Here is an 18,138-nt window from a genome sequence, read left to right as displayed (position 1 = left end):
TCATGACCGCCTTCAAGCCACTTGTCTTTTCCGGCGTCCAGCCGACCGGCAATCTGCATCTCGGCAACTATCTCGGCGCCATCAAAAAATTCGTCGCCCTGCAGGAAACATCCGATTGCATCTATTGCGTCGTCGACCTGCATTCGCTGACAGCACAACTCGTTTATGAAGACCTCGCCGACCAGACGCGGTCGATCACCGCGGCGTTCCTGGCCTCGGGCATCGACCCGAAGAAGCACATCGTCTTCAACCAGTCGCGGGTCATGCAGCATGCGGAGCTCGCATGGATCTTCAATTGCGTGGCGCGCATCGGCTGGATGAACCGCATGACGCAGTTCAAGGATAAGGCCGGCAAGGACCGCGAGAACGCGTCGCTCGGCCTGCTTGCCTATCCCTCCCTGATGGCTGCCGACATTCTGCTCTATCGCGCCACCCATGTGCCGGTGGGCGAGGACCAGAAGCAGCATCTGGAACTGACCCGCGACATCGCGCAGAAGTTCAACAACGACTTCTCCGACCGCATCGCCGGTCTAGGCGTCGGCGTCGAGATGCAGGTCGGCGAAGAGACCGTGAACGGCTATTTCCCGCTGACCGAGCCGGTCATCGGCGGGCCGGCGGCGCGCATCATGTCGCTGCGCGACGGTTCCAAGAAAATGTCGAAGTCGGACCCGTCGGACCTGTCGCGCATCAACCTGACCGACGACGCCGACGCCATTTCGAAGAAGATCCGCAAGGCCAAGACCGACCCGGAAGCGTTGCCGAGCGAGCTGGACGGCCTGGCCGCGCGACCCGAGGCGGAAAACCTGGTCGGCATTTATGCTGGCCTCGCCGAGATGTCGAAGGCGGATGTGCTGAAGGAATTCGCCGGCCAGCAGTTTTCGGTGTTCAAGCCGGCGCTAGCCGATCTTGCTGTGGAAAAACTGGCGCCGATCGCCAGCGAGATGCGCCGCATTTCCGATGATCGCACCTATGTCGACGCGGTGCTCAAGGATGGCGGCGAGCGCGCCGGCGTGCTGGCCGAAGCGACGATGAAGACGGTCCGCGACATCATCGGGCTTCTGCAGGGCTGACCCCACCGTTAGCGCACTGCACCATACTGGTCCAAGGCCGGCGGCTTGCCGCCGGGCGACGGCAGTGGCAGATTGCGACCGAAACCATCGAACAGGTAGAATATGGTCTCCAAACGCCTCAGCCGCGAAGCCGGCCATCGCCGCAAGTTCCTGGCGATCATCGACGACACGCCCGAGTGTGAGCGCGCCGTCGCCTACGCCTCGAAGCGGGCGCAGAGCACTAGCGGCACGCTGGTGCTGCTCTATGTCATCGAGCCGGACGATTTCCAGCACTGGCTGGGCGTCGAGAAGATCATGCGCGAGGAGGCGACCGCCACGGCGCGCGCGGCACTCGACAGCTATGCCAGCAAGGTCCGCCAGAAGCTTGGCATCGAGCCGGAGATGGTGGTGCGCGAAGGCAAGCCGACGGAAGAGATCCACAAATTGATCGAGGAAGACCAGGACATCGCCATCCTGGTGCTGGCCGCCGGTGCTGGCAAGGAAGGCCCGGGGCCGCTGGTCGGCGCTGTCGCCGGCAAAGGTGCCGCCTTCCCGATCCCGGTGACCGTCGTGCCACAGAATCTGTCGGATGAGGAGATCGACAGCCTCGCCTGAGGTGGTGCTGATATTCAGGTGAGGCCAGCCTGACCTGCATCTCAACAGACCTTCGAGCGCGTCCCAGGGCGCGCAAAAACATTCCGCCAGCCAGCCATTCCGGCGATGTGTTTCGCTTGAATGTCCAGCCGATTAAGCCTATTTAGAATTATTCCAAACTAGCTGCCCGAAACGGGCACGGAGATGGCCATGTTCATCCAGACCGAATCGACGCCAAACCCGGCGACGCTGAAATTCCTGCCCGGCAAGGAAGTGCTTCTGGAAGGCACCGCCGATTTCCGCGATGCCGACAGTGCTGCAATTGCCTCACCGCTGGCGGGCCGGCTGTTCGAGATTCCCGGCGTCACCGGTGTTTTCTTCGGCTATGACTTCATCACCGTGACCAAGGATGGTCCCGACTGGCAGCATCTGAAGCCGGCGATCCTCGGCGCCATCATGGAGCATTTCATGTCCGGCGCGCCTGTCATGGCCAAGGCCGGCCCTGCCGCCGAGACCAGCCTGACCGGTGAGTTCTACGACAAGGCCGACGAGGAACTGGTCATCACCATCAAGGAATTGCTCGATACGCGGGTGCGCCCGGCGGTCGCCCAGGATGGCGGCGACATCACCTTCCGCGGCTTCGAGAACGGCACGGTGTTCCTGCACATGAAAGGCGCCTGCGCCGGCTGCCCGTCATCGACGGCGACGCTGAAGCACGGCATCCAGAACCTTCTGCGCCACTTCGTGCCGGAGGTGCAGCAGGTCGAGCAGGTCTCCTGACGCCTATTGCGTCGAAACTACAGCAAGCAAAAAACAAAAAACCGGGCCAAATTGCCCGGTTTTCTGTTTGGGACGTCCGTTGTTGCCTAGACGGTCCGCGTACGAAAGCTGCCTCTACCTGATCATGATTTTTCCGAGAACCGATACCGGTTTCTCGGGGTCATGATCTAAAGAACAATGACCTTGGCGCCGACTGAGGCGCGGTCATAGAGGTCGATAATGTCCTGGTTCATCAGGCGGATGCAGCCCGACGACATTGCTTTGCCGATCGAATTCCATTCTGGGCTGCCATGCAGGCGATAGCCCGAATCACCGCCCTTGTTGAACAGGTACATGGCGCGCGCACCGAGCGGGTTCTTCAGGCCCGGCTCCATGCCGCCGGCAAACTTTTCCAATTCGGGCTGGCGCTGGATCATCTGCCGCGGCGGCGTCCAGGTCGGCCATTCGCGCTTGAGCGCGATATGGGCGGTGCCGTGCCATTCGAAGCCTTCACGGCCGACGCCGATGCCGTAGCGAATGGCCCTTCCGTCACCTTCGATGAAGTAGAGGAACTTGTTCTGCGTATCGACGATGATGGTGCCCGGCTTTTCCGGGCTATCGTAGTTCACTTCCTGCCGATGGTACTTCATCGGCACTTTCTCGATCGGGATGCGCGGCAGCTGGTAACCGGCGTCGGTGACCGCGCCATAGCTGTTGGAGAACAGCTGCGAGCCGATGGTGCTGCAACCGGCGATAGCAGTGGAAAGCGCCAGTGCGGCGACGATTGCAAACGACTTCATGCGCATCAGGTGATCCGGTGCCCCGCCCCAACTTCGGCGGCACGAGTCGGCCGCTTTCTCACCATCATTCATGCTGGCATTTGCTTTGCTTGCCAAGCGCGCGATGCCTATATGCCGGAGTTGACGTGCTGGTAAGCACATCACTATGGCATTTCGGCAACAGCCCTCACAGGATTGTGGAGGAAATTCAATGACCGAGCCAACGGCTTCGTCAGGAATCGAGGAGAATCGTCATGAATGTCGGTGACGCCGCCCACCGCTCCGGCCTGCCGGCCAAGACCATCCGCTACTATGAAGAGATCGGCCTGATCGCCCCGGCGCGCGCCGCCAACGGCTACCGCGACTATTCCGGAGACGACATCCACCGGCTGACCTTTTTGCGCCGTGCGCGCAATCTCGGCTTTTCCATCGACGATTGCCGCCAGTTGATGGCGCTTTACCAGGACCGCAGCCGCGCCAGCCACGACGTGCGCGAGATCGCCGCCGCCCATGTCACGGCGATCGAGGAGAAGGTGCGCGAACTGCAGTCGATGCGCTCGACCCTGCAAAAGCTGATTCACGCCTGCCATGGCGACGAAAGGCCGGATTGCCCGATCCTTGATGACATGGCGGGGGCTGCGTAACCCAGCGACAGTTCGATCGGCACAATTTCCTTCCATATCTGGGCGCGTCAATCGACCGCACTATTTCATCCTTGTCGCAATGATCAAGGACGGAGGTTGGCATGGATCGGCGATTGTTTCTGACTGGAATGCTTGGAATGGCAGGGGCCGCGACCGTGGTCGCACTTGCGCGTCCTGCCACTGCGTTGGCCGGCATCCCGAATACGGGACCCGGCATTCTCGATGAACTCGACAGACCGTCCGACGATATCCTCGATCAGGACAGTTCTGACGCCCAGGACGGCATCGAGTTCGTGCGGCATCGCAGGTGGCACCGTCGCGGCCGCCGTCGCCATTGGAGACGGGTTTGCCGTCGCTATTGGCGTCACGGTTATTGGCGCCGCAGATGTTTCCGCCGATCCTTCTGGATCCGCTTCTGACGAAATCCGGCAAACGCGAAGGCTCTCGGCATCCGCCGAGGCCTTCGCTGTTGCTGTAGGCTAGACTTCCAATCAGGCAAAAAAGGCCCGCCGCTGTAGGGCGGCGGGCAGTCTCTGGAGTGCCAGGGGATCAACCCGGCAATGGTCAACGAGCGGGCCATGGGTTGGTTGCAAAAAGGCACACGGAGACTCGATTGTACGTTCTTAACCAAGCCGCGAGGCGCATTGCCCACCTTTTGAGCCGCGCTAGACTTGACGAGCGGCAATCCAAATCTGCCGCAGATGGCCGACGCGACTTAGGCAATGTTGTCTCACCGGCATCCGCGTCGGCCATTTTGGCGACGAAATATCCATTTGAGGCGCGAGGGTGAGTTGTCATAGTGATGACCGGAGCTACCTTTGGTGGGCTGGGTCGGCGCGGCTTACATGTCGGCCAACTGAGGCACGTCCCATGGACATCTCCGGACTGTCAGATTTTGTGTGAACCTCAGGCTCTGGCCCCACTTTGCCCCGCGGTAGATAGAAGGCGGCGGCCCGGCAGCCTTTCCTTTGGGTGGACCGCTACCGGGCCTGACCGGAGCGGGGTGTAATGGGGGAGCTCCGGCTGCCTCCTAAAATACCACTTTTTCCTTATATGCGCGCTAGCTAATTTAAAGAGTGGCCTCCGGTCGATGAGGCTGCTCACCACCCGCTGCGGGGTAGCATTCATCACGGGAAAGTGAACGTGACGCCGTTGTAGAGTTCTGATCATTAGATGCCTCCCATCAATGGAGGTTCCACCTATGCCTGCCTATGCCATTCTTGCCTTGGCTATTGTCGGTGAGGTCATCGCAACGAGCGCGATGAAAGCCTCCGAGGGCTTCACCAGGCTTGGCCCGTCGATACTGGTGCTGCTCGGTTACGCGGCGGCATTCTTCTTCCTATCCCAGGTACTGGATCGGATACCGGTCGGCGTCGCCTACGCGGTATGGGCGGGCGGCGGCATCGTTCTGGTCGCGCTGGTCGCTTGGATTGTCTATGGGCAAAAGCCCGACCTGGCAGGCTTCGTCGGCATGGGCCTGATCATGGCTGGTGTATTGATTTTAAACCTGCTGTCCAAAACGAGCGCCCATTGATTTGGGCCGGGGTCTGCCAACCGGATAATCGCCCGCATAAAACAGGTTCAAACCGTGAACGGCATCCTGCCCCGGGCGATGCGAGGCCAAACTGCCCGATTTTGGATGACATAGCCGGGACGGTTTGGTCGGGAAAGACGGTTTCGAGGCAGGCGCCAACAATCCTTGATTGTCGAGTAGACCGTCGTAGAACTCATTTCTTCACGCTCGACAATTCGTTAGCATAAATCACGCTAACACTACTAGATGTTCGTGTTGATAAAATCGAAGCGAGACCTTTCTACACACCTCAAACGGAGTTATAATCGAATCATCGATGAGCTGCGCCGACGGTAACAATATCTAAATTTTACAATATAACAAACCTAAGGGAGCCATTAGAATGGCAGTCGATGAAGACACTCAATACGAATATATATCTAACGTAGTAGACAAAAAGCTAGAATATACTCGGGACGCTTTGAAGCTGTATATCCAAAGTTTTACCTTGATTGTTGGCGGTTCTATTTGGCTTAATACACAAATTCCACAAAATTCCACATCGAGGGGTCAATACACAGCTCTTTCTAACGTCATAGTTATCTTGTTGCTTTGGGTAACTGGCGTTGTGGTTTTCGAGGCGCTCCGCAGTTGGTATAGATTTCGGCAAAAGATGGCCGAATTCGACGCGACGCCCTATAAAATTCCTAAACCATCACGCCCATGGTGGGGTGCTGAGACTGCTATGCTATTGGGCATGATCTGCAGCACAATCTTATTCCTTTTGTACAACCCATTCTCTCTTTAGATTGATCTCTTTCCTACGTGTCGGGCAAGCGAGAGCACAAGAAGCGACGTCCGCCAGTCGGATGGCGCCATGCTGGTGCCGCGTCTTCATGAAGCGGCTATTGCGGGACATGCGAGCCAACCTGCAAGAATTGGCGCATGCACGCCATGGCGACGACCGGCCCCACGATCCCGGATGATATAGCCGGTCGCAGCCACGCTGGTGGCATAAGTGGACTGAACCCGGCTCGTCCCAGGACTTCGGGGGCTTTTCGACCGTCCCATGCAAATGGGAAGAGAGCATCAATCAGTGATGCGATCCAATGCAGGCTCATCATCAGCACTTCCCGTAGGGCCATGACGTTGCATCCTCTCTTGGCAATCAATCGTCAAGGATTATATTCCTACTACGCTTCATTTGTCAATCGGATATTTCCCCGAGGGCGATTATGTACTTTACAAACACGGCGGCTGTGATACACTGATTTCACTCTAGGAAATCAGTGTCATGAGCGTCCTTTCCGAACCCCACTTCCACAACGAAGAAGCTGCTTTCGAGCGGCTGGAAGCGATTGTTTGGCCGGAAGGTCCGGTGTGCCCGAAGTGCGGCAATTGCGAACAGACGCGCATTACCCGCGTGACTGGCGCAACCGCTCGCACTGGCCTTCGCCGCTGCTTGGAATGCAAGAAGCAGTTCACCGTGAAGGTCGGCACCGTGTTCGAAAGCAGCCACGTTCCGCTGCACAAGTGGTGGCAGGCGGCGCACCTTCTGGCGTCCAGCAAGAAGGGCATCAGCGCTCACCAACTGCATCGGACTTTGCAGGTCCAGTACAAGACCGCGTGGTTCATGTTCCATCGCTTACGCGAGGCTATGCGCGATGGGGTTCTTTCCCCAATGGGCGGCGAAGGCAAGCATGTCGAAGTTGACGAAACGTACATCGGTCGCCTGAAAGGCGCTCCGGTGAAGCGTGGCGGTGGCGCTCATAAGAATTCCGTCGTTACGCTTGTCGAGCGTGGCGGCCGCGCGCGTTCCTTCCACGTCGACACCGCCCGCATGGGCAACGTGATGCCAATCGTTCGCGCCAACATCGCTCGCGAGAGCGCGCTAATGACCGACGAAAGCGGCATCTATCGCCGCGCCGCACAGGATTTCGCTTCTCACGATGTCGTCACGCATTCCAAGGACGAGTATGTCCGCTACGAAGGCGAAAAGACCGTCCACACCAACACCGTGGAAGGCTACTACAGCATCTTCAAGCGCGGCATGAAGGGTATCTACCAGCATTGTGGTGAGCAGCATCTTCACCGCTATCTGGCAGAGTTCGATTTTCGCTACAACAACCGCATCGCGCTTGGCATTGATGACAATAATCGGACGGTGAACGCTATGGCAGGCATCGTTGGAAAGCGTCTTAAATACCGGGACTCGTCGGTAGGCGTCTCGTGAAGCTGGACCCTCATAAGCCTGACCTGCTAGGCGGCGGAATATTCACCGTTCCTGAAACTGCAGAGCTAGTCGAGGCACCGCAGGCAGACGTGCGGATTTGGGTGAACGGCAAGAAGGGACGCCAGCAGCCGGTAATCGACAACCAGCTTGGGCTGGTGAATGGAAAGGTCGCGGTCAACTTCACAAACTTGATGGAGCTTCGTTTCGTGGCGAGGTTTGCCAACAGTGGAGTTCGCCTGAATGAAATTCGTTCCATCCTGCAAGAGGCGAAAGCTACCCTCGCTCATCCGCACCCTTTCGCCACGCGCATCGTGTTTCAAACGGATGGCAGGAGGATTGTTGCGGCGATCACCAGAAAGCATGGCATCGAACTGGTTTATGAGGATCTGAAAACCAAGAACTTCGAGATACCCAGTTTGCTCATGCCGTCTTTGAAAGAAGACGTAGTGTTCGACCCGGAAGGAAACATGGTGGCTTGGTATCCTCGAAAGGGAACTGCCCCGAATGTCATTGTGCATCCGCGCTTCTCTTTTGGCCGGCCAATCTTACAGGAAAGCCATATACCGACAGAGAGGTTAGCCCACGCCGTGAAGGTCGAGGGAAGCGTTAGCGTGGTGGCGGACCAATTCGAGATATCTGAAAAGCAAGTCAGCGAGGCTGTGAGCTTCGAAACTGACTTGCGGCAGGCGGCTTGAAGGTCGCCTTTGATGAAAATATGCCAGCCGCCATGGTGCGGGTCTTCACGCTTTTCCATAAAGAGCGCAGCCTAAAGCACCTAGTGCAGGGCGTAGAGATCAAGAGCGCGAAAGACTATACGCCAAAGCCTGAAGACCCGGACTATCGACGCAAGAGCGACGTGCCTTGGGTTAGGCGGTACGCATCGTCTGGCGGGCGAATTATCGTGTCCGGGGACGTGAAAATGTCCACAGTCCCGCATGAGCGATTGGCCCTAGTGGATGCAGGCATGGTTGTCGTCTTCTTCGCGCCGAAGTGGGACAACTGGCAGTTCTGCCGCAAGGCAGCTTTGTTGCTGCATTGGTGGCCGACGATCCTGGCACATGTTCGGACAGCAAGTCCGGGCTTCTTTGTGGTCCCGACCACATGGCCGGATGAAGGCAAGGGCGAGCTACGCGAGATTTCGACAGAGGACGCGAAGCTCGTTAAGATGCAGCTTCAAATCGCCGAGACGGCCCCAAAACGGGAAACGCGTAGGTTGAAGCGGGAAGCCGCCGCTGACCAAATAGGTATGAAGTTCGATGAAGCCCAAGACGAAGCAGTCTGATCAATCCGCAGAGTTCATCCGCGTTGCGCGCGAACATGGTGCGGATGGGGATCGCTCAAAAGCAGACGCCGTAATGGGCAAGCTGGCGCATATGCCGCCAGCGCCGAAGCCAACGAAGAAACCTGCCGTTAAGGCCAAGAAAGGTCGCTGATCTAAAACAGCGACCCTATCCACCAAAGGCCGAGAAACGGCAAAACTGCCCACGCAAAAATCAACGGGTTGCCGAACTGTGTTCGCTGGGCGCGAGCCGGGTCACTTCTTGCCGCGCCGATGATTGCAAGGACAGTCGGAAAAATGACGGTCCACCACGCAAACCCCGATAACCCCAAAATGAACGCGATTGGAAATCCCAAGAGCGTCAACATTTGCCCCTCCCAAGGACGGAGAAATACCGATGCTAGAAGCCTTTAGAAAAGCTCATGGCGAGACGGTGATTATCAGCCGTCCTTCTTCAATCGCACAGCAGCCTGATCGAAGTGATGGACTAGCGCGTTCTTGGCTTCGTTCATTACACTCTGGCTGTATGGGTCTTTGGGCGCGTATGTGTGGAAATCCTTCAACATCGCGTCTTTCATGAACTGAATATGGCCAAGTGGGTCTCTCTCATTGAGCGCCAGCCTTACCACATGCGCTCGCATAAGAAGCTCAAGCGCGATGATTCTACCCTGCAAATGCTCTGACATTTATTTGCCCTTTCCCCTGAAAACCCGGAAGGGAGGCTACTCTCAATGGTGCCTGTTTGCAAAGTACATAATCGCCTCCCCGAGCGGGGTTCAAACCGTGAACAAAATCTGGCATGGTGCCGCCATGCCGATCATCTCCCCCATTCAAATCAACCCACTCATCGACGGCCGCCAGTCCGAACGTGCCATGCTGGTGCGGCGCGGCGTGCAGCGGCTGCTCATGGAGATGGGCGCGCATGTGCTGCCCGAGCTGTCGCTGGCCACCGGCCGCCGTGCCGACCTCGTCGCGCTGACCCGGCAAGGCGACATCTGGATCATCGAGATCAAGTCCTCGATCGAGGATTTCAGGGTCGACCGCAAATGGCCCGACTACCGGTTGCATTCCGACCGCTTCTTCTTCGCCACCCATCCCGGTGTGCCCTCGGAGATCTTTCCGGACGAGTGCGGCTTCATCCTCTCCGATGGCTATGGCGCCGAGATCCTGCGCGATGCACCCGAGCACCGCATGGCGGCGGCAACGCGCAAGGCGCTGATGCTGCGGATCGCGCGGGCCGGCGCTTCACGGCTGCTGGCGGCCGAACTCGCCGGTGTGTCGGTGCCGACGCTCGAGGGTGAGAGCGAGTAGGTTTTGCCTTACTCTTCGCCCCCGTCCACCCCACCAACTGCCGGCGCCAGCAAAAGCATGGCGGCACCCAGGATGGCGGCGACAAAGGAGCCGGCGAGGATGCCGACCTTGACCGCATCCTGCAACGCCACGTCACTGGCGAAGGCGAGCAGGCCGATGAACAGGCTCATGGTGAAGCCGATGCCGCACAGCAGCGAGATGCCGATCATGTGCGTCCAGCCGGCATTGGCCGGCAGGTCGGCGAGGCCGAACCGGATGGCCAGTGCCGAGGAGCCGAACACGCCCACCAGCTTGCCGACCACCAGACCGGCGGCGACACCCAGCGTCAACGGCTCGATCAGCGCGCCAAAACTCAGGCCGGCGAGCGAAACGCCGGCATTGGCAAAGCCGAAGATCGGAATGACGACAAAGGGCACTATTCTGTGCAGGCCGTGCTCGAGCCGGTGCAGCGGCGAATGGTCGAGGTCGTGGCCGATCCCGGCGGAGCGTTCGAGCGGAATGGTCAGCGCCAGCGCGACGCCGGCAAGCGTGGCATGGACACCCGATTTCAGCACCAGCACCCACAGGATGGCGCCGAGCACCAGGTAGGGCACAAGCGTCATCACCCGCATGCGGTTGAGCACGACAAGCGCGGCGATGACAGCGAAGGCCGACCCCAGATATGCCAGCGACAGGCCGCTGGTGTAGAAGATGGCGATGATGATGACGGCGCCGAGATCGTCGATGATGGCAAGTGCGGTGAGGAACACCTTCAGCGAGGCCGGCACGCGGCTGCCGAGCAGCGACAGCACGCCGAGCGCGAAAGCGATGTCGGTGGCGGTCGGGATCGCCCAGCCGGACAGTGCCGCCGTATTGTTGCGGTTGATGGCGACATAGACGAGCGCCGGAACCACCATGCCGCCGGCGGCGGCGACGCCGGGCAGCACGCGCCGGGGCCAGGTGGAAAGCTGGCCGTCCAGCATCTCGCGCTTGATCTCCAGCCCGACGAGCAGGAAGAACACCGCCATCAGCCCGTCATTGACCCAATGCGAGACGCTGAGCGGGCCTAGATAGGCGTGGAGCGCGGAAAAGTAGGTTTCGGAGAGCGGCGAATTGGCGACGATCAGGGCCAGTGCCGCCGCCACCATCAGCATGATACCGCCGGCCGCTTCACTATCGAGAAATTCGCGGAAGACGGAAACCGGCCGCTGCTTCAGATCCTGCATGTCGCCTCCGTTAAGCCACGTCACTCACGATGATGCTCAAACTCCGGCAGTGGAGCAAGCATCGGACTGTGTTCCGCGCCCCTAGAGACTGTTTCGAAATTCGCTCTGGCGAGTCATATGGTGGTGGTTTCGAGAACCGTAGCGCAGCGGACATTTGGTCCGTGAGCAACGGAAGCGCAGAAAACGCCATCAGATGGCCGCCAGAGTAGAGTTTCCAAGCAGTCTCTCAGCGCGGTGCGCGCTTGGCCAGTATCCGCTGCAAGGTGCGGCGATGCATGTTGAGCCGGCGCGCGGTCTCGGAGACATTGCGCTCGCACATTTCATAGACGCGCTGGATATGCTCCCAGCGCACGCGGTCGGCCGACATCGGGTTTTCGGGGGGTGCCGCGCGTTCGCCGGCGGTGCGGGTGAGCGCCGCGAAAATATCGTCGGCGTCGGCGGGCTTGGAGAGATAATCGACGGCGCCGAGCTTCACCGCGGTCACCGCGGTGGCGATGTTGCCGTACCCCGTCAGGATGATGGTGCGGGAATCCTGACGCTTTTCGCGGATGGCCGCGACCACGTCGAGGCCGTTGCCGTCGCCAAGCCGCATGTCGACCACGGCGTAGGCGGGCGGATTGGCGCGCGCTTTGGCAACTGCCTCCTCGACACTCTCGGCCGTCTCGACCACGAAGCCCCTGGTTTCCATGGCGCGGGCCAGCCGCGTGAGGAACGGCTTGTCGTCATCGACGATGAGCAGCGAGGTGTCCTCGCCTTCAACCATTGCGCCAATATTTTCGTCGCCTGTCATAGTCTCAAAATTCCTGCTGCCTTAATTTTACGCAGATATAGTTCCTGAGCCTCATTGTCCAATTTTTAGAGCTCCTTCAAGGCTCTCAGGCGGTGTCGAACATGCTGGCCGAAGTGATTTCCGGATTGAGGAACACACCACGCGGCCACGATATCTGTACCACGGCGCCCTCGCCCAGGCCGCTCGAATTGCGGAAATCGAGCGTCGCGCCCGAGCGTTCGAGCAGCGTCTTGGCAATGAACAGGCCGAGCCCCAGGCCGCCGCCGGCTTCATTGCCCTGGCGCGTCGACATATAGGGCTCGCCGATACGGTCGATGATCTCGGCCGGAAAGCCCGGTCCGTCATCGATGATCGAGAAGGTGACGGTGGCTTCGTTCCAGCTCCAGCCTACGGTGACGCTCTTGCGGGCGAAATCGACGGCATTCTCGACCAGATTGCCGAGGCCGTAAATGACGCCCGGATTGCGGCGCCCGACCGGCTCGGGCCCGATGCGCTCGCCAGGCCGAAGCTTGATCGAGATGCCGAAATCGCGGTGCGGGGCGGTGACCTCCTCGACCAGCGAGGTCAAAGGCAGCCGCGAAAGATGCGCCTCGCCCTCGGACGACAGACTGGTCAGGCGCTTGAGGATTTCGCGGCAGCGCTCGCTCTGCGAGCGAAGCAGCTTCACGTCTTCCCCGTATTTCGCATCCTTGCCGAGTGCCTTTTCCATCTCCTTGGCGACAAGCGCGATGGTGGCGAGCGGTGTGCCAAGCTCGTGCGCGGCAGCGGCGGCCAGCCCGTCGAGCGCCGAAAGATGCTGCTCGCGCTGCAGCACCAGCTCGGTGGCGGCGAGCGCATTGGCCAGAAGCCGCGCTTCGGCCGCCACCCGGAAAGCGTATATGGCGGTGAAGGCGATCGAGGACAGCACCGCCATCCACATGCCGGCGACATAGATGAAGGGCATCTCCAGCGGTGCGTCCTCATGCCAGGGCAGCGGCAGATGGACAAAGACCAGCAAGGTCGCCGCCGACATCACCAGCCCACCGAGGATGGCGGTCAGGCGCAGGGGCAGCGAGGTCGCCGAAATGACGACCGGCACGGTCATCAGCAGCGAAAACGGGTTGGTGAGGCCGCCGGTCATGTAGAGCAGGCCGGCAAGCTGCAGGCTGTCGAAGATGAGGATGCCGAAGGCCGCAAGCGGGGTGAGCCGGTGCGCCGCCGGAAAACGGAAGGCGAGAAACAGATTCATCCAGGCCGAACAGGCGATCAGGGCGAAGCAGAGGCTGACCGGCAACGGAAACTTCAGCCCATAGGCAACGACGAGAACCGCAACGCTCTGACCGACGATGGCAAGCCAGCGCAGCCGGATCAGCGTGTTGAGGCGCAGTCTCTGGCTCTGCTGGAAATCGGGCGAACGCAAAATGTTAATCATGGCCATGGATTACAGCCGCTGAACGGCAAGCGCTAGGTGCCTCTGGGTTTTGCCCGGGCGGTGGCAGCGGCGATCAGCGGATTTTCCGGCCAGACATGCTTGGGATAACGGCCGCGCATGTCGGCGCGCACATCGGCCCAGGAGCCGCGCCAGAAGCCGGGCAGGTCGCGCGTCGTCTGGATCGGCCGGTGTGCCGGCGACAGGAGTTCGAGTGTCAGCGGCACGGTGCCATTGGCAATGGCGGGATGGCGGTCGAGGCCGAACAGCTCCTGCACGCGAACCGCCAGCACCGGCCATTCGCCGTCATAGCGGATCGGCACATGGCTGCCCGACGGGGCATCGAAATGGGTTGGTGCCAGCGTGTCGATCCTACGCTGCAGATCGTGCGGCACGAGTGTGGCCAATCCGGCCGAGACAGTGCCGACATCGATGGCGGCAAACGATGCCGCGCCGGACAGGAACGGCAGCAGCCAGTCGTCGAGGCGCTCGATGAGGGCGGCATCCGCCATATCGGGCCAGGGCGCGCCAAGGCCGCGACGCAGCCAGCCAAGTCGCTGGCGCAGCGTTTGCGCCTCCTTGCTCCAGCTCAGCAGCGACAGCCCGTGCTCGCGCACCGCATCCGTTATGGCGCGATCGGCATCAGTGCCGGTTGGCGGCGGCAGCATGCGCTCGGCAAGCGTGATGGCGCCAAGGCGAACGGTCTCGCGCACGCGCACCGCGCGCTTGTCGCGGTCGAAGCTCGTTTGCCTGCGTGTTTCGATCTTGTCCGCGAGCGCGGCGCGGACATCGTCCTCGCTGATGGAAGCTGCCGCCGTGATACGCGCATTCTGTGCCTTGCCCTGCAGGTCGGCGACGACCAGAAACGGCTCTCCCGCCAGCGGGTCGGCGGCATCGAGCATGGCGCCCGAACCATTGGCCAGCACGAAACGGCCGCGCTCACCGCGCGCCTTGGCGACGCGATCCGGCCAGGCATGGATCAAGAGGGCGCCGGCACCCTCCCCCTTGAGGGGAGGGTCGATCCGCGTAGCGGATCGGGGTGGGGTCGTTTCGGGCACGCCATCGGCGACCCCACCCCGTCTCCCTCGCGTCGCTGCGCTCTGCTCGCTCGCCGACCCTCCCCTCAAGGGGGAGGGTGAGGCCTGTCTCGCCAACCGCTGGGCGAGCTGCCGCGCGGCGGTGGCACGCGGCGTTCGTTCCGAGCGAAACCGCATCAGCTGCCGCTCCAGATCGGCGCCGTCGCCGCCAAGCCCACGTTCAGTCAGCAGCACGGCGAGCATGGCCGCCTCGAAGGCGTGGCCGCTGCTGGCTGCCTCGGCGACCATATGCGCCAGCCGCACCGGCAGAGCGAGCCTGCGCATCGCCGTGCCCGCTTCCGTCAGACGGCCTGCCTCGCCTATGGCATCCAGTGCGTGCAGCAGCGCCCTTGCCTCATTGAGCGCTGGCGTCGGCGGCGGATCGAGAAAGGCTAGCCCTGTCGGATCGGCGACGCCGAAAGCGGCGCAATCGAGCAGCAGGCCGGACAGGTCGGCCTCCAAGATCTCGGGTGGCGTGAAGGCCGGGAGCGCAGCCGTCTGCTCGGCCCGCCACAGCCGGATGGCGACGCCAGCTTGCGTGCGACCGGCACGGCCGGCGCGCTGGTCGGCGGAAGCCTTGCTGACGCGCACGGTCTCCAGCCGGGTGAGGCCACTGGCCGGCTCGTAGCGCGGCAGCCGCGACAGGCCGGAATCGATGACGACCCGCACGCCGTCGATGGTGATCGAGGTTTCGGCGATCGAGGTGGCCAGCACCACCTTGCGACGGCCTGAAGGCGCCGGTTTGATCGCCGCGTCCTGCGCCTTGCCGTCGAGCATACCGTAGAGCGGCACGATGTCGGTGTCCGTGCCGACCTTTCCGGCCAGCCGCTCGGCGGTGCGCTCGATCTCGCGCTGGCCGGGCAGGAAGCCAAGCACGCTGCCGCTTTCGTCGGCAAGCACCGAGCGGATCGCCTTGGCCATGGCGTCCTCGATGGTGGTGCCAGCGGGGCGCTCGTCATAGCGGATGTCGACAGGAAAGGCGCGGCCCTCGCTCTCGATCACCGGCGCGCCCGACAGCAGTTTCGCGACGCGCGCGCCGTCGAGCGTCGCCGACATCACCAGTACGCGCAGATCCGGGCGCAGCGCGCCCTGCACGTCGAGCGCCAGCGCAAGACCGAAATCGCCATCGAGCGAACGCTCGTGGAATTCGTCGAAAATGACAGTCGATACGCCGGGCAGTTCAGGATCGTCGAGGATCATCCGCGCGAGCACGCCTTCGGTGACGACCAATATCCTGGTCTTTGCCGAAGTGCGGTTCTCCATGCGCATTGCGTAGCCGACGGTGGCGCCGGGCTCCTCATCAAGCAATTCGGCCATGCGGCGGGCGGCGGCGCGCGCGGCGAGCCGGCGCGGTTCGAGCAACACGATCTTACCAGTGCCCAGCCAGGATGCGTCGAGCAGCGCCAGCGGCACCAGTGTCGTCTTGCCGGCGCCGGGCGGCGCCACCAGCACGGCGTTGTTGCCATCGCGGAGCGCTTCGCCCAGCGCCGGCAGCACGGCGGAAACAGGAAGCTCGGGCAAGGGCTTTGTCGTCATCGCGTCCGCATATCAGCGCTGACGGTCGCCGTGCAACCGGTGCCGGCTTAAAGCCGGGTGCGCGAAAACGGGTTCCAGCGCACGGTACCCAGCCGCGCTTCCTCGCGCACCATGGTCAGCAGGCCGGCTCCACCGACGACCGCCAGGCCGACCAGCGTCAGCCCGTCGGGTATTCCTGGAAGAACAATGCGCCAAGGATCACCGCCCAGGCGATCTGCGAATAATGCGTCGGCGTTGGCTGCACGGCTACGAACGCCCGACGAGCGAGCAGCACTTTTTCCAACGTTTTCAGACACCGCCCCCGGCATGCTGCGACGCAGCAACGAATTCGCTTGCCTTGTTTAGTAAAAATTGCATCACTAAACAAATTACTAAACATCTGCGGTGCTGTTGCGCCGCCATGTTTAGGCCCCTGAGGAGAGGGGTTGAAGGCTCTTGAAACCGTCATCCGGGCGCGTTTCGCAAATGGGAGGAAGGCATGAAATCGAGCTTGAAACTGGCGTTGGGACTGACCTCGGCGATTACAGCGTCGACAGCCGTCTTGAACGTCGCGCACGCTGAAGACCTGACGCTGTGCTGGGCCGCCTGGGACCCGGCAAACGCGCTTGTCGAACTGTCCAAAGATTTTACCAAGGAAACCGGCATCGGCATGAAATTCGAATTCGTGCCGTGGACCAACTATGCCGACCGGTTCCTCAACGAGCTGAATTCGCATGGCAAGCTGTGCGACCTGATCATCGGCGACAGCCAGTGGATCGGCGGCGCCGCCGAGAACGGCCACTACGTCAAGCTGAACGACTTCTTCGACAAGGAGAAGATCAGCATGGACGACTTTGTGCCGGCAACTGTCGTCGGCTATTCGGAATGGCCGAAGAACACGCCGAACTACTGGGCGCTGCCGGCCATGGGCGACGTCGTCGGCTGGACCTATCGCAAGGACTGGTTCTCCAAGCCGGAACTGCAGAAGGAATTCAAGGAGAAGTACGGCTGGGATCTCGGCCCGCCGGCCACCTTCGACCAGTTGAAGCAGGTCGCCGAATTCTTCCAGAAGCGCGAGATCGACGGCAAGACCGTCTATGGCGCTTCGATCTACACCGAGCGCGGCTCGGAAGGCATCACCATGGGCGCCATGGACGTGCTCTACAGCTACGGCTTCCAGTACGAGAACCCGAAGAAGCCTTACGAAATGGAAGGCTTCGTCAACTCCGACAAGTCGGTGAAGGGCCTGGAGTTCTACAAGGCACTCTATGATTGCTGCACTCCGCCTGGCGCCTCGAACAGCTACATGGGCGAAGGCGTCGATGCCTTCAAATCCGGCCAGGTGGCGATGCATATGAACTTCGCCTTCACATGGCCGGGCCTGCAGAAGGATGAGAATGTAGGCGGCGACAAGATCGGCTACTTCGTCAATCCGAAGGGTTCCGACGGCGAGCAGTTCGCCCAGCTCGGCGGCCAGGGCATTTCGGTGGTGTCCTATTCCGACAAGCAGGAAGCGGCACTGAAATACATCAAGTGGTTCGCCAACAAGGACGTGCAGTCCAAGTGGTGGTCGCTCGGCGGTTATTCCTGCCTCAACGCGGTGGTCAAGGATCCGGCCTTCCCGGCGAGCCAGCCCTACGCGCAGACCTTCCTCGACTCGATGGCCATCGTGAAGGACTTCTGGGCCGAGCCGAGCTACGCACCGCTGCTGCAGGCCTCGCAGAAGCGCTTCCACGACTATGTCGTCGCCGGCCAGGGATCGGCAAAGGACGCACTGGACGGCCTGGTCAAGGACTGGACGCAGGTCTTCGAGGACGATGGCAAGATGTAACCGGCTCCTCCCGAGCTAGGCCCAGAGGCGGATGATTTTTAGGTCGAATCGACCAGAAATCATCCGCCTCCAGGGATAAAAAGAGAGAGCATGATGTCGTCCGAAAACCGCTGCACACTTTTCGGCATCATGCTCTTGGTCCCGTGCCGCCC

At 61.0% G+C, this 18,138-nt stretch carries 19 protein-coding genes; 11 read left to right on the top strand and 8 right to left on the bottom strand.

What is annotated here, in order from left to right:
* Positions 1-2: 2 nt before the first annotated feature.
* From trpS to NKI73_RS27585, 3 genes are all read left to right on the top strand, one after another.
* A complete protein-coding gene (gene trpS, locus NKI73_RS27595; protein ID WP_352634369.1) occupies positions 3-1,070 on the top strand; it encodes a tryptophan--tRNA ligase in 1,068 nt (355 codons plus the stop codon).
* Between the two features lie 102 nt (positions 1,071-1,172).
* The gene (locus NKI73_RS27590; protein WP_352634367.1) at positions 1,173-1,664 is read left to right on the top strand and encodes a universal stress protein; all 492 of its coding nucleotides are present in this window, start codon (positions 1,173-1,175) and stop codon (positions 1,662-1,664) included.
* Between the two features lie 189 nt (positions 1,665-1,853).
* On the top strand, positions 1,854-2,423 hold the full coding sequence (locus NKI73_RS27585; RefSeq protein WP_352634366.1) for a NifU family protein: 570 nt from the start codon (positions 1,854-1,856) through the stop codon (positions 2,421-2,423).
* A 167-nt stretch (positions 2,424-2,590) separates the two neighbouring features.
* Here the strand turns inward: NKI73_RS27585 and NKI73_RS27580 are convergent, their stop codons facing one another.
* Positions 2,591-3,208 (bottom strand): L,D-transpeptidase, encoded by a 618-nt coding sequence (locus NKI73_RS27580; RefSeq protein ID WP_352634364.1) that lies wholly within the window; start codon positions 3,206-3,208, stop codon positions 2,591-2,593.
* Positions 3,209-3,435: 227 nt separating this feature from the next.
* On the opposite strand from NKI73_RS27580, the gene cueR reads away from it, so the two are divergent.
* The 6 genes from cueR to NKI73_RS27550 all read left to right on the top strand — a co-directional run bounded on the left by cueR (position 3,436) and on the right by NKI73_RS27550 (position 8,853).
* A complete protein-coding gene (gene cueR / locus NKI73_RS27575; RefSeq protein ID WP_352634362.1) occupies positions 3,436-3,825 on the top strand; it encodes a Cu(I)-responsive transcriptional regulator in 390 nt (129 codons plus the stop codon).
* Positions 3,826-5,026: 1,201 nt separating this feature from the next.
* Positions 5,027-5,359 (top strand): SMR family transporter, encoded by a 333-nt coding sequence (locus tag NKI73_RS27570; protein WP_352634361.1) that lies wholly within the window; start codon positions 5,027-5,029, stop codon positions 5,357-5,359.
* A gap of 382 nt (positions 5,360-5,741) precedes the next feature.
* Positions 5,742-6,146, top strand: coding sequence for a hypothetical protein (locus tag NKI73_RS27565; protein WP_352634359.1), 405 nt, complete (start codon positions 5,742-5,744; stop codon positions 6,144-6,146).
* Positions 6,147-6,632: 486 nt separating this feature from the next.
* Complete coding sequence (locus NKI73_RS27560; RefSeq protein ID WP_352634357.1) at positions 6,633-7,571, top strand: IS1595 family transposase; 939 nt, start codon at positions 6,633-6,635, stop codon at positions 7,569-7,571.
* Positions 7,568-8,266: a hypothetical protein gene (locus tag NKI73_RS27555; protein WP_352634356.1), complete on the top strand. Its 699-nt coding sequence runs from the start codon at positions 7,568-7,570 to the stop codon at positions 8,264-8,266. The genes NKI73_RS27560 and NKI73_RS27555 overlap by 4 nt, the downstream gene beginning before the upstream one ends.
* Positions 8,263-8,853, top strand: a complete 591-nt coding sequence (locus tag NKI73_RS27550; RefSeq protein WP_352634354.1) for a PIN-like domain-containing protein — start codon at positions 8,263-8,265, stop codon at positions 8,851-8,853. Before NKI73_RS27555 ends, NKI73_RS27550 begins: the two co-directional genes overlap by 4 nt.
* Positions 8,854-9,005: 152 nt before the next feature.
* Here the strand turns inward: NKI73_RS27550 and NKI73_RS27545 are convergent, their stop codons facing one another.
* Both NKI73_RS27545 and NKI73_RS27540 read right to left on the bottom strand, forming a co-directional pair.
* Complete coding sequence (locus NKI73_RS27545) at positions 9,006-9,218, bottom strand: hypothetical protein (RefSeq protein WP_352634351.1); 213 nt, start codon at positions 9,216-9,218, stop codon at positions 9,006-9,008.
* Between the two features lie 72 nt (positions 9,219-9,290).
* Positions 9,291-9,536: a hypothetical protein gene (locus NKI73_RS27540; RefSeq protein WP_352634350.1), complete on the bottom strand. Its 246-nt coding sequence runs from the start codon at positions 9,534-9,536 to the stop codon at positions 9,291-9,293.
* A gap of 124 nt (positions 9,537-9,660) precedes the next feature.
* On the opposite strand from NKI73_RS27540, the gene NKI73_RS27535 reads away from it, so the two are divergent.
* Positions 9,661-10,161, top strand: a complete 501-nt coding sequence (locus tag NKI73_RS27535) for an MmcB family DNA repair protein (protein ID WP_352634396.1) — start codon at positions 9,661-9,663, stop codon at positions 10,159-10,161.
* A gap of 8 nt (positions 10,162-10,169) precedes the next feature.
* On the opposite strand, the gene nhaA is transcribed toward NKI73_RS27535, so the two are convergent.
* From nhaA to NKI73_RS27510, 5 genes are all read right to left on the bottom strand, one after another.
* Entirely contained in the window at positions 10,170-11,366 is a 1,197-nt protein-coding gene (nhaA, locus tag NKI73_RS27530) for a Na+/H+ antiporter NhaA (protein ID WP_352634348.1), read from the bottom strand.
* A gap of 226 nt (positions 11,367-11,592) precedes the next feature.
* Positions 11,593-12,156, bottom strand: coding sequence for an ActR/PrrA/RegA family redox response regulator transcription factor (locus tag NKI73_RS27525; RefSeq protein ID WP_183445738.1), 564 nt, complete (start codon positions 12,154-12,156; stop codon positions 11,593-11,595).
* 85 nt (positions 12,157-12,241) lie between these two features.
* Positions 12,242-13,573 carry an ActS/PrrB/RegB family redox-sensitive histidine kinase gene (locus tag NKI73_RS27520; RefSeq protein WP_352634347.1) on the bottom strand — a complete coding sequence of 444 codons (1,332 nt, stop codon included), beginning with the start codon at positions 13,571-13,573 and terminating at the stop codon, positions 12,242-12,244.
* A 26-nt stretch (positions 13,574-13,599) separates the two neighbouring features.
* Entirely contained in the window at positions 13,600-16,176 is a 2,577-nt protein-coding gene (gene hrpB / locus NKI73_RS27515) for an ATP-dependent helicase HrpB (protein WP_352634346.1), read from the bottom strand.
* 47 nt (positions 16,177-16,223) lie between these two features.
* The gene (locus NKI73_RS27510; protein WP_352634344.1) at positions 16,224-16,499 is read right to left on the bottom strand and encodes a hypothetical protein; all 276 of its coding nucleotides are present in this window, start codon (positions 16,497-16,499) and stop codon (positions 16,224-16,226) included.
* A gap of 155 nt (positions 16,500-16,654) precedes the next feature.
* On the opposite strand from NKI73_RS27510, the gene NKI73_RS27505 reads away from it, so the two are divergent.
* Complete coding sequence (locus NKI73_RS27505; RefSeq protein ID WP_352634343.1) at positions 16,655-17,986, top strand: ABC transporter substrate-binding protein; 1,332 nt, start codon at positions 16,655-16,657, stop codon at positions 17,984-17,986.
* Positions 17,987-18,138: the final 152 nt, after the last annotated feature.

The organism is Mesorhizobium sp. M0496 (assembly GCF_040321205.1).
In the GTDB taxonomy this organism is placed as follows: domain Bacteria; phylum Pseudomonadota; class Alphaproteobacteria; order Rhizobiales; family Rhizobiaceae; genus Mesorhizobium.
This window is presented reverse-complemented; position numbering and strand designations above follow the sequence as displayed.

Excerpts from the sequence above, each read along its gene's own strand:
- trpS (WP_352634369.1), top strand. The coding sequence starts at position 3 with ATGACCGCCTTCAAGCCACTTGTCTTTTCCGGCGTCCAGCCGACCGGC.
- NKI73_RS27590 (WP_352634367.1), top strand. The coding sequence starts at position 1,173 with ATGGTCTCCAAACGCCTCAGCCGCGAAGCCGGCCATCGCCGCAAGTTC.
- NKI73_RS27585 (WP_352634366.1), top strand. The coding sequence starts at position 1,854 with ATGTTCATCCAGACCGAATCGACGCCAAACCCGGCGACGCTGAAATTC.
- NKI73_RS27580 (WP_352634364.1), bottom strand. The coding sequence starts at position 3,208 with ATGCGCATGAAGTCGTTTGCAATCGTCGCCGCACTGGCGCTTTCCACT.
- cueR (WP_352634362.1), top strand. The coding sequence starts at position 3,436 with ATGAATGTCGGTGACGCCGCCCACCGCTCCGGCCTGCCGGCCAAGACC.
- NKI73_RS27570 (WP_352634361.1), top strand. The coding sequence starts at position 5,027 with ATGCCTGCCTATGCCATTCTTGCCTTGGCTATTGTCGGTGAGGTCATC.
- NKI73_RS27565 (WP_352634359.1), top strand. The coding sequence starts at position 5,742 with ATGGCAGTCGATGAAGACACTCAATACGAATATATATCTAACGTAGTA.
- NKI73_RS27560 (WP_352634357.1), top strand. The coding sequence starts at position 6,633 with ATGAGCGTCCTTTCCGAACCCCACTTCCACAACGAAGAAGCTGCTTTC.
- NKI73_RS27545 (WP_352634351.1), bottom strand. The coding sequence starts at position 9,218 with ATGTTGACGCTCTTGGGATTTCCAATCGCGTTCATTTTGGGGTTATCG.
- NKI73_RS27540 (WP_352634350.1), bottom strand. The coding sequence starts at position 9,536 with ATGTCAGAGCATTTGCAGGGTAGAATCATCGCGCTTGAGCTTCTTATG.
- NKI73_RS27535 (WP_352634396.1), top strand. The coding sequence starts at position 9,661 with ATGCCGATCATCTCCCCCATTCAAATCAACCCACTCATCGACGGCCGC.
- nhaA (WP_352634348.1), bottom strand. The coding sequence starts at position 11,366 with ATGCAGGATCTGAAGCAGCGGCCGGTTTCCGTCTTCCGCGAATTTCTC.
- NKI73_RS27525 (WP_183445738.1), bottom strand. The coding sequence starts at position 12,156 with ATGACAGGCGACGAAAATATTGGCGCAATGGTTGAAGGCGAGGACACC.
- NKI73_RS27520 (WP_352634347.1), bottom strand. The coding sequence starts at position 13,573 with ATGGCCATGATTAACATTTTGCGTTCGCCCGATTTCCAGCAGAGCCAG.
- hrpB (WP_352634346.1), bottom strand. The coding sequence starts at position 16,176 with ATGACGACAAAGCCCTTGCCCGAGCTTCCTGTTTCCGCCGTGCTGCCG.
- NKI73_RS27505 (WP_352634343.1), top strand. The coding sequence starts at position 16,655 with ATGAAATCGAGCTTGAAACTGGCGTTGGGACTGACCTCGGCGATTACA.